Here is a 13,304-nt window from a genome sequence, read left to right on the forward strand (position 1 = left end):
AGAGAAACACAGGGTAGCAGGGGGAATGAGATGAAAGCTGTTGTTATTCGTAGATACGGTTCCGCTGAGGTGTTGCAGTATGAAGATGTAGCGCTACCAACAATCAAGCCTGACCAATTACTGGTGAAAATTCATGCCAGTAGTGTTAATCCTATTGATTGGAAAATCCGCAAGGGAATGTTGCGATTGCTTATAGGTAACAAATTCCCGATGATTCTGGGATTTGATTTGGCGGGGGAAGTTGTAGAGGTTGGTTCTAGTGTCACGGGTTTTCAGGCTGGAGATGCTATCTACGGAAGTACGGCTTTACCTGGAGGCGCTTATGCAGAATTCGCGGCTGTCTCAGCAAATTTAGTGGCTCCCAAACCTACGAACTTGAACTATGAACAAGCAGGCGTTGTTCCCTTAGCTGCCCTCACAGCTTTGCAAGCGCTACGAGAGCAGGGTAATATCCAGTCTGGGCAAAGTGTTTTGATTAATGGCGCTGCTGGTGGTGTAGGGATTTTTGCAGTGCAAATAGCCAAAGCTTTAGGGACTGAGGTAACGGGAGTTTGCAGTACTAAAAACTTGGATTTGGTGAAATCTTTGGGAGCAGATAAAGTCATTGATTATACACAGCAGGACTTTACCAAAGACACAAACTCCTATGACATTATTTTCGATGTTGTGGGTAAGCGATCGCCTGCTGAATGCAAAAGAGTTCTCAAATCCAATGGTGTATACATCACAACTATACCCAGCGCAGAAAGTTTCGTGCAGAGTATTTTAACAACCTTCCTACCCGGTCAAAAAGTCAAATTTATCTTAGAAAAACCCAATACTAAAGACTTGCTGTATTTAAAAGAGTTGATTGAAGCGGATAAAATTCGTGTTGTGATTCACCGCACATATCCCTTAAAAGAATTAGCAGCGGCGCATACAGAAAGTGAAACAGAACGTGCCATCGGGAAAATTGCGATCGCTGTTACTCAATAGGGTTTAGAGTTGATTAAAAAAAATTCAAGTAAAAGGATTAAGTATAGTAATACTGCATCCCTCGAAGTCCTTTGTATTTCTTGTTACTAAAGTAATTTTGTGGATTTTGGCGGTTGCGGCAATTATCATATCAGCTTGAGAGCGGGGTTTTCCTTGAGTTTGTAGATATCCTCTTACTTCACCCGCACGTTTAGCAATTTCTAGGCTGACAGGGATTATTTGACAGTAAGTTACGAAAAAACTATCAAACCAAGTTTGAATTCTGGGGTTGGGTTTTGCTGATAAACCGTAGTAAATTTCTTCTAAAGTGATAGCGCTAATAAAAATTGATGAGATGCTTTGACTCCAAGCAATGACACCAGGATTAGGTAATGGACGAGCTAATTCACTGATAATGTTAGTATCGCAGAGAAAACTCATAATTATTCATCTGCAAATGGAATGGGGCGATCGCTAGAACGTGCAGGAGTTTCTAAAATATAATTTTCTTCCGCACAGAGTTGGCGTAATTCTGTAAAAGCATCTGCGAGGGAAGAGGCTTTTTGTTGCTGATGCCAAGCAAGAAACTCTTGAAAAAGTTTTGGTTCTACAATTGCAGCCACTAATTTGTCTTGCTTGAATATTAATTGAGGTTCTAATGCAATAGCATCAATTACCTCTGGTAGTTTTTGTTGTGCTTCGTCCAGTTTCCAGTTCATTGATTTTACAAGAGTAAGTATTAATTGTGAATTTCGTTAGTCAAGCATTAACTTAGCAGCAATTACAAATTATCTGTATCAATACCCTGCTGTTTGAGTTTAGCTAACAATGCTTGATAGCGATCGCGCTCTTGTTGTAATTCTTGTAAAACCACTTCCTTTGCTTGACGTTCCTGTTCCCGTAGCTGCTCAAGTTCTACCAGTGTTAAGCACTGTTGTTCAGAAGGAGAAACAATTTCTAGGGTTTCGGCTGTCAGTTGAAACTGGACTCCCAAACGCGGACTTACCCAGCCATTGATTTCTTCGATGACTTCAAAACTATCCCCTGAAAGGAGCAAGCCATTTAAATCATTTTTATTTGGATCGTAAATATAATATTCTTCCACGGCGTAACGCTGGTAAAACTGCAATTTTTTGGTCATTTCTTTAAGGGTGTTACCAGGCGATAGGATTTCAAATACCACCTGTGGGGGAATATTATCTTCAGCCCACTGTAAATAGGAACCCCGTTTTCCTTTTGGTCTACCAAAGACTACCATCGTATCTGGCGCTTGTTTAATATTCGGGTTTCCTTGAACTGGATACCAAAACAAATCTCCGGCGATAAATACATCAGCTTGCGATGCAAATAAGATTTCTAAATTTTCTTTAATTTTGACAATCCATGCAAATTGTTCTGTATTATCCGCCATTGGCTGTCCGTCGCTTTCTGGGTAGATGACTGCGATGGTGTCTTCTGGTGTGACTTGTTGTACCACTGCTGCACCTCCAAATATGGGGTTTTGCTGTTATTTCTAGTTTAGATGGCGATCGCGTTAATTAAGATGCGATCGCTTGGCATAGACCCAGATAATCTTGATTAAGGAGCGATGTCAACAATCATCCTTGCTTACCGCTTACAATGGAGTTAATCCTGACTCTGAAAAAATTCCATGCAAATCTTTTTGCCCCCAGAGGTAGAAGCCCTGCTACAACGCCAACTAAAAAGCGGTAAATATCATAATGCCGTTGACGTTATTGTTGCAGGAATAAAACTACTAGAACAGCAAGAAGAAGACATATATCAAGGACGACTGGGAGAGCTTCAGATGGAAGCATGTATTGGATTAGAAGCATCCCAGGAGGGTAAAGTAGTTGATGGTTCAACTGCAATGGCTCAAATCCGTGCCAATTTGAGTAGGCGTAGCCCGTCGTAGACATCGCGCTACGGTGTCTCAGACGAAGTATGACCCCACAATTTCGCCTCACTGAACCTGCGATTCAGGATATTGAGCAGATTGCAGATTATATTGCCAAAAAGTTTGGTTTAACTCAATCAGAGTTGTTCTTGAGTAAACTTGATGCTAAATTGAGCAATTTTGCTCAATTCCCAAAATTAGGACGACAGCGTGATGAAATTTTACCAGGTATCCGTAGTCTTCATATAGATAATTATCTCATCCTTTATATGCCCATATATGCCCATAGGAGAAGATGTCGAGATTTTCCGTGTGATTAGTGGTTATCGAGATTTATCATCACTATTTCACGATGATGATGATTGAAATTTCTTTCACGGTAATGACAACAAAATTCTAGAAATAAAATAACCATTATTACTCAATTACAGATGAATGATAATGAGCGATCGCTCAAAGAATTCAGCAAGAGAATAATCATCAAAGTTAACCGCTATAATTTTGGTGAGTTTTAGGGAAACTAGCCATGTTAGAGTACAATCTGCCAAGGTACTTGCCAAGTGCCGAAGAACTACCCGACTCAGATGAAACGCCTGTGGATAATGAACTGCAAGAATTAATACCAGGCTTGCTGAAGGCAATACTGCTGATACTTTGGGCGGAACGCATGGACTGGTTCTTTGGCGTAGATATGGGTATTTATTATCACCCTGAGAAACCACCGATTGTGCCAGATGGGTTTTTGAGTTTAGGGGTAGAACGGTTTTATGATGAAGAATTACGTCCTAGTTATGTGTTGTGGGAAGAAAAAGTTTTACCTAGTTTAGTGTTAGAGGTGGTATCTCAAACTTATCGTAAAGAGTACACAACTAAATTAGATGAATATGCAGACTTGGGCATACTTTATTATGTAATCTATTCTTCTCGCCGTCGTCGTAAACCTCGTTTAGAAGTACATAAATTAGTGAATGGCAAGTATGAATTGCAAGCAGGAAATCCGGTTTGGCTACCGGAAATAGGCTTAGGAATTGGCTGCGATCGCGGCAATTATTCCGGTGTAACTAGAGAATGGCTTTATTGGTATGATGAATCAGGAAAACGCTATCCTACACCGCAAGAGAGAATTCAACGGTTAGCTGATAAATTGCGATCGCTTGGCATAGATCCAGATAATCTTGATTAACTCCTAATTACCAAAATTTTACACTTTTGCGGATAATATTGCTGGCTTGATGAACAAGTTGGCAATTTTGTTATTGTTCAAGTTGTTTAATGGAGTTAAGAACATTTTGATATTCACTTATTTTCCCTTGTTGCTTATACAAATCGGCAGATTTATAAAAATCTTTAATTGCCGCTTGTTTATAACCTAACTTATAGCGAGCTAAACCACGATTGAAATAAGCATGTGTATCATTTTGATTGATTTTGAGGACTTGGTTGTAATCTTCAATTGCTGCTTCATTATCATCTAACTCATAGCGAGCTAAACCACGATTGAAGTATGCATCTGCATAGTTGGGATTGATTGTGAGAGCTTGATTGTAATCTTTAATTGCTGCTTGGTTATTTCCTAAAGTAGAGTGAGCATTACCACGTTTGAAGTAAGCATCTGCATAGTTGGAATCGAGTTTGAGGGCTTGGTTGTAATCTTCAATTGCTGCTTCATTATCTCCTAAAGCAGAGCGAGCATTACCCCGGTTATTGTAAGCTAGCGCAAAGTAGGGATCGATGTTGATGGCTTGGGTGTAATCTGCAATCGCTGCTTGATTATCTCCTAAAGCCGAGTGAGCTAACCCAAGATTGTAGTAACTTAGTTCAAAGTAGGGATTAATTTTGAGGGATTGGTTGTAATCTTCAATTGCTGCTTGAGTATCTCCTATTTCATAGCGAGCCAACCCACGATTGTTGTAAATTAGTTCATAGTTAGGATTAATTTTTATGGCTTGGGTGTAATCTTGAATCGCTGCTTGCTTATCTCCTAATTCATAGTGAGCTACACCTCGGTTCAAATAAGCTTCTGTATAGTTGGGATTAATTTTGATGGCTTGGGTGTAGTCTTGAATTGCTGCTTGCTTATCTCCTGATTCATAGAAAGCTACACCTCTGCTGAAGTAAGCATCGGCATCATTTGGATTGATTCTGATAGCTTGGGCGTAATCATGAATTGCTGCTTGCTTATCTCCTAATTCAGAACGAGCATTACCACGGTTGTAGTAAGATTCTGCATAGTTGGGATTGATTTTAAGGGCTTGGGTGTAATCATGAATTGCTGCTTGCTTATCTCCTAATTCAGAACGAGCATTACCACGGTTGTAGTAAGCTTCTGCATAGTTGGGATTGATTTTGATGGCTTGGTTATAATATTCAATTGCACCGTGAAAATCCTTGTTGTTGTATTTTTCTAATCCTTTTTTTAGAAAATTAACAACATTAGATATAGGATGAGAATTGTTGTGCCAAGGTGGTGGCGGAACTGGAGGTGTAAGTGGTTGAGTTACTAGTATTTGTTGTGAATTGAATGCTTGTAAAACTTCCTCAGCCGACTGATAACGCTTCTGGTATTCTTCTTGCAACAATTTATCGAGCATTCGCCCTAAATTCTGACTCACGCTTTGTTGCAAATGCTGTCTCCAACTAGCAACCCAACCATAACCAAGTCGTTTCCACAATTCCCAAGGATGAATTCCACTCAATAGGTGAAAGCAAGTTGCACCTACACTATATAAATCACTCGCTGGATAAGCTTCTCCACCCTGGATTTGTTCTAATGGTGCATAACCAAAAGAACCAATGATTGTTCCTAGTTGTGTCATCACTGTTGCTGTCAGCTGTTTGGATGCACCAAAGTCAATGAGTACCAACTTCCCATCACTGCGACGAATGATATTTTCTGGTTTGATATCACGGTGAATAAGTTTGTATTGATGAACTGTTTTGAGAATATCTAACAAATCAAGCAATAATTCTCTGACTTTTTGTTCGGTAAAAATTCCCTGCTGTTGTAATTCCACCAATAAATTCTGCCCTTCGATAAACTCCTGTACCAAATACAGGCGATTATCTTGCTCAAAATACGCTAAAAGTGTAGGAATTTGGGGATGTTTGTCTAACTGTTGCAGTCGTTTTGCTTCTTGCTTAAATAGTTCTGTGGCTTTATTTAGTGCGCCAGTTCCCTGTGCTTGTGGTGCAAATTGTTTGATCGCACAATGTTCATTGAGTTTATCAATGTCTTCTGCTAAATAAGTTTTACCAAATCCCCCACCAGCTAATGATTTAATGGGGCGATAGCGGTTCCTCAAAACTATTAAGGGAACACCGCAATTAGAACAAAAGTTTGTATTATCAGGATGAGGTGGATTGTGGCAAGCTGGATTTAGGCAGCAGATCATAACTTTGTCTCTACGGACAAGTGCAAGTGTATTGATTATTGCTTAACCATAACCTACTCATAGTCAAACTAGCAAAATATAAGCTCAATTTATTTGTGCAAAATCTATATAAAATAGGCTTTGATCTAAACAGAAACCACAGATTCTACATTAATTTTCACCCCTACAGGTACAGAGTATTTGTAGGGTGTGTTGTCGCGCAGCGCAACGCACCAAACCATAGTTAGCAATTTAAGGTGCGTTAGCCTACGGCATAACACACCCTACTAACTCAAGAATTTTATTACTGAAAATTACTCTCAGATGTGCGATCGCATCCTGATTCTGGGCATTCTATACTTAGCAAGTATTGCTACTCAAACTTAGAATTACCCCAGTAATAATACGATGGCTTATCAAAACATCACAGGCTCCCTTTCACCACAAGATATCCAAGAAATTAAAGCCGCGCTACAGACTGTCCAAAAAAAGCTACCCTTTTTAATCACTCTCAGCAACGATGAACGGCGTAGCTTGTTAAAAATGGGTGATAAAAGCCTTGCGTTTGTGAACAATAGCGTCACTGCTGCTCAGTCGAACCGGGAAATTCTCCCAGCTAGCTTTGATGTTGAGGAACTTGTTCGAGATTATCAATTAGCCTCCGCACTCACTGAACTTTTAACCTCTATGCGCCAACTAACTGAACAAGTAGATGATACTCTACTAGCAGTCGGTAGTGAAGCTATGAGCAGCAGTTTGACAGTTTATGACTATGTGAAGACTGCTGCGAAAAAGACTCCAGGCTTAAAAACTGTCGCTGAACAATTAGGCGAACGCTTCAAAGCTATTAAAGGTAGATCAGCTAAAGTTGCATCTGGTTCGTGAGTAATCAAACCTCATTAATGAGGCTCAGAACCTCATTAATGAGGCTCAGAACTCCGTTAATGAGGCTCAGAACTCCGTTAACGAGGCTCAGAACTCCGTTAATGAAGCTCAGAACTCCGTTAACGAGGCTCAGAACTCCGTTAATGAAGCTCAGAACTCCGTTAATGAGGCTCAGAACTCCGTTAATGAAGCTCAGAACTCCGTTAACGAGGCTCAGAAGTTCATTAATGAGGCTAATAACTTCATTAATGAGGCTCAGAACTCCATTAATGAGGCTTGGAACCTCTTTATGCAATCCAAGGGTGAGTTGATTGTGGCGATAAAGGCAATCGCGGGAATTATTCCGGTGTTAACCGAGATTCTTTAACACTGTAAGGCTTAATATTATTTATGTCACAATTGAGGAAAATTCTATATATCCTACAACTCGGCAAGCACTTATGTGTGTGATTATTTGCCAATACTTGTCCAATTTTTACCGGGAAATTCAGCTATTCCGTTTTAGTGACACAACTGGCGATGTGTTTATTTTAGCTGGTGAAGAACTGCAAATCCTTGTATTTCGTGATGGAACTTGGAGATTTGTCAATGAAACCTAATTTTGCTCAAATGTCCACTAAAGAATTGAGAGCGTATGTGCTTGCTCATCGGGAAGATATGGAAGCGTTGGAAATTCTATTTAGTCGGCGTACTCCCGACTCAGAAGCAATTATATATCCGTCGATGTTTACTGAAGATGGTAAACCTATAGAAGAGAATATTCGGATAATTGAAGAAGCGATCGCTCAAAAAGTTAAGCAAGAAAATAATAATCAGGATTAATAGATTAATAGTCTTGTGTCTTTGGTAAATTTTACGGTTTCTAAAAGTGGTGGAGGCGGATTTAAATCTTGTATAAATCTGCCTCCAACTGATAACGCTACTGCTGTTCTTCTTATAACAACCTATCCAGCATCCGCCCCAAATCCTGATTAAGAAGGAATTTCATGCATGAAGTCGATCGCTTTTTGGTGAAGTATTGTGTTTTGATGCTTTAATGCAATTTGGGCTGACTGTTGCAGATCGGCGATCGCTTCTTCTCGATTTCCTAAGCGATAACGAGCCAAACCTCTGGCGTAGAAAGCAAATTCATCCTCAGAATAAAATTCACTTGCACCTATGGTTTCAATGTGCTGGGCTTCGTTAAAATCAGCAAATGCACCTTGCTCATCTTCTAATTCATAACACGCATTACCCCGCACATAGTAAGCAGCCATTAAGTTGGGATCTTTATCAAGAGCGTTGCTTAAGTGCTTAATGGCTTGAGTATTAATCCCCTGAGAATATTGCAGAATCCCCAAATTGTAGTAAGCAATAGCAGAACGTTCCATACGAGCTACCAGACTGAAGTCTTCTAGCGCACCTTGATAGTTACCAGAGTAAAAACGCGCTGCACCTCGTCCATAATAGGCTCGTACATATTGCGGCTCTAATTCAATTGCACGATTACAATCTTCAATTGCAGTTTGATTTTCGCCTATTGCTGCACGAGCAACACCACGTTCAGCGTAAGCTCGACTATATTGAGGACTCATGCGGATAGCTTGATTAAAGTCTTCAATCGCATTTTGATAATTCTTTGTCATTATATAAGCTGCACCACGAATAAGATAAGATGTTAAATCTTCCGAATTTAGTAAAATAGCCTGATTACAATTTTCAATAGCTCCTGTGTAGTCGCCAGCATTATAAAGTATATAACCAAGGCTGGAGTATCCATAAGCAAATATTAAATTGAGCATGGGTATAGAAAAGCAGATAACACTAATATTATTCTTCCCACATCTAGGAATTAAATATCATTCCAGCTATCGACTACAGCAAATTAAATCATCTTTGAGATATTGATCATCTCTAGCAAATTCAAAAATATCAGCAACGGTATTGCAATACATTTCAAAGGTTAGTATAAATTTTGGTATTTCTCTCTGCGCCTCTGCGTGACGGACACTTTGCAAAAGCGGGGGGAACCCCCACACGCAAGTGTCCTCCTCTGCGTGACCTAAAACCCCTTTATTAACAACCAAATCGATCGCAAAAAGTATAGATATTTACAGACAACAAATCCTAAAACAAAATTAAGAAATTAGGTTTTTTCCCTAGCAAAATAATAAAATAAGAAAGGTAACTAGGAATACAGATATTCCATTTGTTACCTCATTTACTTCCGATTTATCAGCATTTGAGTACAGCTTAATATATCGCAAAACAAGTGAGAGAAATGATTGCGAAGTGTTACAGGCTGAGGGTTTGGTGATGAGTACAGAAAAGCTTAACCCCCTACCTCATAAATGCTAGTACCCCCAACAGAAAAAGCTAGTACCTTTACCCCAAGATAAATTTTAGATGTCTCTGCAATGGGGGTTTGAGGGGTTGAGTACAAGCTTAATCAATCCAATAATTCCAATAGACATCGGATAGACTGTCCTATTTGAAGCTGCCTGATATAAGCAGAAAAATAGCACATGGCTTTTTCAACCAGAAAGTACCGATGCAACAGACATTAAATAGTATCAGAAATCCCAAAACTACTATTAAGCCGGATTCTGCAAATAACTCCCTGCTGAAAAATCTACTCTCTGGCAATTTTCTTGAGCCATTGTTGAGCGATTTTTGCATTATTTTTGAGCGCGATCCCGCAGCGCGTAATTGGCTAGAGGTAGTCTTTTGCTACCCTGGATTGCACGCTATCTGTTTGCATCGTCTGGCGCACTGGTTACACCGTCGCGGGGTGGTTTTCTTCCCCCGGTTGATTTCGCACCTAGGACGGTTTTTAACGGGTATTGAAATTCATCCAGGTGCAGAGATTGGGAAAGGTGTATTTATCGACCACGGTATGGGTGTCGTCATTGGCGAAACGGCAATTGTCGGCGACTATACACTAATTTATCAAGGTGTGACCCTTGGTGGAACCGGCAAGGAAAGCGGTAAACGCCATCCGACTATCGGCGCAAACGTAGTTGTCGGTGCAGGTGCAAAAGTTTTAGGTAATATTCAAATTGGCGATCGCGTCCGAGTTGGCGCTGGTTCAGTTGTCTTACGCGATGTCCCTGAAGATTCCACTGTCGTAGGGATTCCTGGCCGCGTTATTTCTCGCAAGCAAGGCGAACCCCTAGAACATGGTAAACTCCCCGACGTGGAAGCCAGCGTCATGCGCTCTTTGCTTTCCCGCATCGAGCAACTAGAACAACAACTGCAAGAATTAAAAGTCAACCGTCAACAGTCAACCGTCAACAGTCCAGAGTCAACAGTCCAGAGTCAAAAGTAGAAATTTTCTTAACTATTGACCATTGACCATTGACTATTGACTATTGACCACTGACCACTGACCACTGACAAAGGACAATTATAAATGTTACCCCCTAGTAGTTCTAACTTTCTAGGCGATCGCGTGTTGCAAATTCCTCTGAGCGATCGCTGGCGAATCTATTCCCGCTTGCAAGAATTAATGATTCCCTGTTCCTGTCTGGCTGATGGTTCTTTGCGGGTACAAGTAGATAGTCTACAAACCGCAATACTGGTTCGGAGTACTCTGATGCAGTTTTTCGCTTCTCGCCAACAATTGCTGGACTGGTTAGAACATTGCTGGCATTATACTCCTGAGTCTTGACCCATCTCAAATTGCAAATTGCATTTGTCAGGATAATTGAGAATTTTTGCAGATATGCATAATCTGCTGGGAGAATTAGAAGTAGAAGTTACTGTTCCCGAAGCCATTTTATTGCAGACTGAGGAAGTAATATCAATTCTCTCATCTCCGGCAACAGATTCAACCGCACCAAACCCCGATTAAATCTGACCCCTCTTAATTACGAACTACGAATTACGAATTACTTTGGGTTTGTCCCATCTGCTAAATCTGAAAGTTTCTTGACATATTTTGGCAAATAAAAAAGTGAAGTTACATATGCAGAGTTGTAATTTCAAGTTTTTGAGTTTTGCCCCTATCTAAAAGTGTACAGTCTGATTATGGTCATTCGCAACAGCGATAAACAATTCCTTAATTTTTTGCATAATGAACTTGAACTTTCCAGTGCGGATATTTCTGTCGCACTGCGACACCAACAAATGGATAACGGGCCGTTACCAATGCTGCTTTGGCAATACGGACTAGTTGATTTAGAGCAACTTGAACGGATTTTTGATTGGCTATACGAGCAAAGTTAAATTAGTCAATAGTCAATAGTCATTGGTCATTTGTCAACAGTCAACAGTCAACAGTCAACCGTCAACAGTCAACCATCAACGTAAAAAGAATTTGTAAATGATACCGTAATTTGGTTCTCTGTCATACAGATGTGTTGAGTTTTAATGGAGCATAATGAAGAGTCATGAATCATGCCTTTTAAGATTCTTAAGCATTTACCATCATTTTCTGGAAAATATATAGGCATTTACCATTAGTGACGATTGCAGAACACCAGGAATGCAATCTAGAAACAATATTAAGAATAATTCCCATAGTGAGATGTTTGAGATGAGTCAAATCATAATTAATGACACTACATTACGTGATGGCGAACAAGCAGCAGGGGTTGCTTTTAACTTAGAAGAGAAAGTTGCGATCGCTAAGTTTCTAGATGCCATCGGTGTTCCTGAATTAGAAGTCGGTATTCCGGCGATGGGTGAGGAAGAAACACGCGCAATCTCAGCAATTTCTAACTTGGGTTTGCAAGCCAAATTACTCGGCTGGAACCGCGCTGTGATGTCAGATATTAAGGCTTCTATTGTTTGCGGTTTACAGCGAGTACATATCGCCATTCCCGTTTCTGGTATTCAAATCGCCGCGAAATTTCATGGACAGTGGCGGGTAAGTCTGCAAAAACTTAAAGATTGTGTCAGCTTTGCGGTTGATAATGGTCTTTGGGTAGCAGTAGGCGGAGAGGATTCCTCAAGAGCGGATGAAAATTTCCTCTTGGACGTAGCGCTTTATGCTCAAGAATGGGGTGCATCGCGGTTTCGCTTTTGCGACACTGTTGGCGTTCTTGACCCATTTACTACCTACAATAAAGTCAAGCGGCTAGCATCAGCTTTGATGATTCCGCTGGAAATCCACACCCACAATGATTTTGGTTTAGCTACTGCCAATGCTCTTGCTGGTATCAAAGCCGGAGCATCTTCAGTAAATACCACAGTCAACGGTTTGGGTGAACGCGCTGGAAACGCAGCTTTAGAAGAAGTCGTCATGGCCGTTAAACGCATTTACGGTCAAGATTTAGGTATTGACACTCCCAGATTACTAGAACTATCTCAACTAGTTGCATCAGCATCAGGTAGCAGTGTTCCACCTTGGAAAGCAATTGTTGGTGAAAATACCTTTGCTCACGAATCTGGAATTCATGCTCATGGCGTGTTGCAAAACCCCGTTACCTACGAACCATTTGCACCGGAAGAAGTAGGTTGGGAACGCCGTTTAGTAGTTGGTAAACATTCTGGTCGTCACTTAGTATCTAGCGTCCTAGAACAGCATGGTATTTTTCTCAACTCAGAAGAAACCCAAACTGTTTTAGATGCAGTCCGCCAGCAATCTACCCAGAAAAAACGTAGCTTGACTACAGAAGAACTGTTGAATTTAGCCAGAGAACAGAGGTATTCTCATGCGACCCGATGAAATGGAACTTGACTCACCACCCGCTTTTGAAATGGGCCAAAAAGTACGATTGCGTAAGCTGATTAAAAACGATGGCACATTTCCCGGTCAAGACATTGGGGTAGTTTTAGCCAAAAAGGGAGAAGTTGGCTACGTTGCTAGTATAGGCACATATTTGCAGAGATCCTATATCTATGCTGTGCATTTCTTAGATACAGGGTTCGTCATTGGTTGTCGCAAAAAAGAACTAGAATTGGTTGAGGAAATTAATGAAAGTAATGCTACGGATGAATGATGCTGGTCATTTAGTTGTCTACGTCGCTAAAAAAGATTTAGAAGAAGTCGTAGTCAAACAAACAGACGGCGCTGAGGGGAAGATTCTCACTTTAGCTAATGGTTGGGAATTAGAATTTCGTGAGATGCCAGACGAAAAGAGTTTACCCCTAACAGTAGAAGCTAGACGGCTCGCCTAAAATTAAGGAATTCCAAAAAATAAATTATTCCGCTTAAAGTTGTTGATTGTTGATTGTTGATTGTTGACTGTTGACTGTTGACTGTTGACTGCGCC

The 13,304-nt window shown here is 40.5% G+C and carries 19 protein-coding genes; 14 read left to right on the top strand and 5 right to left on the bottom strand.

Annotated features, from left to right (window positions below; translation table 11 throughout):
• Positions 1-30 precede the first annotated feature (30 nt).
• Positions 31-975, top strand: a complete 945-nt coding sequence (locus AACU32_RS32425; protein WP_096608271.1) for a zinc-binding dehydrogenase — start codon at positions 31-33, stop codon at positions 973-975.
• A 24-nt stretch (positions 976-999) separates the two neighbouring features.
• On the opposite strand, the gene AACU32_RS32430 is transcribed toward AACU32_RS32425, so the two are convergent.
• The 3 genes from AACU32_RS32430 to AACU32_RS32440 all read right to left on the bottom strand — a co-directional run bounded on the left by AACU32_RS32430 (position 1,000) and on the right by AACU32_RS32440 (position 2,431).
• Positions 1,000-1,395 (bottom strand): type II toxin-antitoxin system VapC family toxin, encoded by a 396-nt coding sequence (locus tag AACU32_RS32430; RefSeq protein ID WP_096605962.1) that lies wholly within the window; start codon positions 1,393-1,395, stop codon positions 1,000-1,002.
• Between the two features lie 2 nt (positions 1,396-1,397).
• Positions 1,398-1,673 carry a prevent-host-death protein gene (locus AACU32_RS32435; RefSeq protein WP_096605964.1) on the bottom strand — a complete coding sequence of 92 codons (276 nt, stop codon included), beginning with the start codon at positions 1,671-1,673 and terminating at the stop codon, positions 1,398-1,400.
• 62 nt (positions 1,674-1,735) lie between these two features.
• Positions 1,736-2,431 (bottom strand): Uma2 family endonuclease, encoded by a 696-nt coding sequence (locus AACU32_RS32440; RefSeq protein ID WP_096605966.1) that lies wholly within the window; start codon positions 2,429-2,431, stop codon positions 1,736-1,738.
• Between the two features lie 174 nt (positions 2,432-2,605).
• On the opposite strand from AACU32_RS32440, the gene AACU32_RS32445 reads away from it, so the two are divergent.
• The 3 genes from AACU32_RS32445 (at position 2,606) to AACU32_RS32455 (ending at position 4,034) form a co-directional block, all read left to right on the top strand.
• The gene (locus tag AACU32_RS32445; protein ID WP_096605968.1) at positions 2,606-2,869 is read left to right on the top strand and encodes a ribbon-helix-helix domain-containing protein; all 264 of its coding nucleotides are present in this window, start codon (positions 2,606-2,608) and stop codon (positions 2,867-2,869) included.
• A gap of 29 nt (positions 2,870-2,898) precedes the next feature.
• Positions 2,899-3,171 (top strand): type II toxin-antitoxin system RelE/ParE family toxin, encoded by a 273-nt coding sequence (locus tag AACU32_RS32450; RefSeq protein WP_339378460.1) that lies wholly within the window; start codon positions 2,899-2,901, stop codon positions 3,169-3,171.
• 206 nt (positions 3,172-3,377) lie between these two features.
• Entirely contained in the window at positions 3,378-4,034 is a 657-nt protein-coding gene (locus AACU32_RS32455; RefSeq protein ID WP_096605970.1) for a Uma2 family endonuclease, read from the top strand.
• 70 nt (positions 4,035-4,104) lie between these two features.
• Here the strand turns inward: AACU32_RS32455 and AACU32_RS32460 are convergent, their stop codons facing one another.
• A complete protein-coding gene (locus AACU32_RS32460; protein ID WP_339378461.1) occupies positions 4,105-6,243 on the bottom strand; it encodes a tetratricopeptide repeat protein in 2,139 nt (712 codons plus the stop codon).
• A gap of 387 nt (positions 6,244-6,630) precedes the next feature.
• Between AACU32_RS32460 and AACU32_RS32465 the strand changes: the two genes are divergently transcribed.
• The 3 genes from AACU32_RS32465 to AACU32_RS32475 all read left to right on the top strand — a co-directional run bounded on the left by AACU32_RS32465 (position 6,631) and on the right by AACU32_RS32475 (position 7,929).
• Complete coding sequence (locus tag AACU32_RS32465) at positions 6,631-7,107, top strand: hypothetical protein (protein WP_096605972.1); 477 nt, start codon at positions 6,631-6,633, stop codon at positions 7,105-7,107.
• 413 nt (positions 7,108-7,520) lie between these two features.
• A complete protein-coding gene (locus AACU32_RS32470) occupies positions 7,521-7,706 on the top strand; it encodes a DUF6888 family protein (RefSeq protein WP_445223239.1) in 186 nt (61 codons plus the stop codon).
• Positions 7,696-7,929, top strand: coding sequence for a DUF6887 family protein (locus AACU32_RS32475; RefSeq protein ID WP_339378463.1), 234 nt, complete (start codon positions 7,696-7,698; stop codon positions 7,927-7,929). Before AACU32_RS32470 ends, AACU32_RS32475 begins: the two co-directional genes overlap by 11 nt.
• Before the next feature lie 149 nt (positions 7,930-8,078).
• On the opposite strand, the gene AACU32_RS32480 is transcribed toward AACU32_RS32475, so the two are convergent.
• Positions 8,079-8,888 carry a tetratricopeptide repeat protein gene (locus AACU32_RS32480; protein ID WP_096605974.1) on the bottom strand — a complete coding sequence of 270 codons (810 nt, stop codon included), beginning with the start codon at positions 8,886-8,888 and terminating at the stop codon, positions 8,079-8,081.
• 749 nt (positions 8,889-9,637) lie between these two features.
• Between AACU32_RS32480 and cysE the strand changes: the two genes are divergently transcribed.
• From cysE to nifT, 7 genes are all read left to right on the top strand, one after another.
• Positions 9,638-10,414: a serine O-acetyltransferase gene (cysE, locus tag AACU32_RS32485; RefSeq protein WP_096605976.1), complete on the top strand. Its 777-nt coding sequence runs from the start codon at positions 9,638-9,640 to the stop codon at positions 10,412-10,414.
• A gap of 84 nt (positions 10,415-10,498) precedes the next feature.
• Positions 10,499-10,756, top strand: a complete 258-nt coding sequence (locus tag AACU32_RS32490) for an Asr1405/Asl0597 family protein (RefSeq protein ID WP_096605978.1) — start codon at positions 10,499-10,501, stop codon at positions 10,754-10,756.
• Positions 10,757-10,810: 54 nt separating this feature from the next.
• Positions 10,811-10,939: a hypothetical protein gene (locus AACU32_RS32495; RefSeq protein WP_339378464.1), complete on the top strand. Its 129-nt coding sequence runs from the start codon at positions 10,811-10,813 to the stop codon at positions 10,937-10,939.
• Between the two features lie 176 nt (positions 10,940-11,115).
• Positions 11,116-11,313: a DUF2949 domain-containing protein gene (locus AACU32_RS32500; RefSeq protein WP_096605980.1), complete on the top strand. Its 198-nt coding sequence runs from the start codon at positions 11,116-11,118 to the stop codon at positions 11,311-11,313.
• Positions 11,314-11,623: 310 nt separating this feature from the next.
• The gene (gene nifV, locus AACU32_RS32505; RefSeq protein ID WP_096605982.1) at positions 11,624-12,757 is read left to right on the top strand and encodes a homocitrate synthase; all 1,134 of its coding nucleotides are present in this window, start codon (positions 11,624-11,626) and stop codon (positions 12,755-12,757) included.
• Entirely contained in the window at positions 12,744-13,031 is a 288-nt protein-coding gene (locus AACU32_RS32510; protein ID WP_096605984.1) for a nitrogen fixation protein NifZ, read from the top strand. Before nifV ends, AACU32_RS32510 begins: the two co-directional genes overlap by 14 nt.
• Positions 13,006-13,209: a putative nitrogen fixation protein NifT gene (nifT, locus tag AACU32_RS32515; protein WP_096605986.1), complete on the top strand. Its 204-nt coding sequence runs from the start codon at positions 13,006-13,008 to the stop codon at positions 13,207-13,209. Before AACU32_RS32510 ends, nifT begins: the two co-directional genes overlap by 26 nt.
• The last annotated feature ends 95 nt before the right edge of the window (positions 13,210-13,304 follow it).

The organism is Calothrix sp. NIES-2100, assembly GCF_963875285.1.
Taxonomy (GTDB): domain Bacteria; phylum Cyanobacteriota; class Cyanobacteriia; order Cyanobacteriales; family Nostocaceae; genus Aulosira.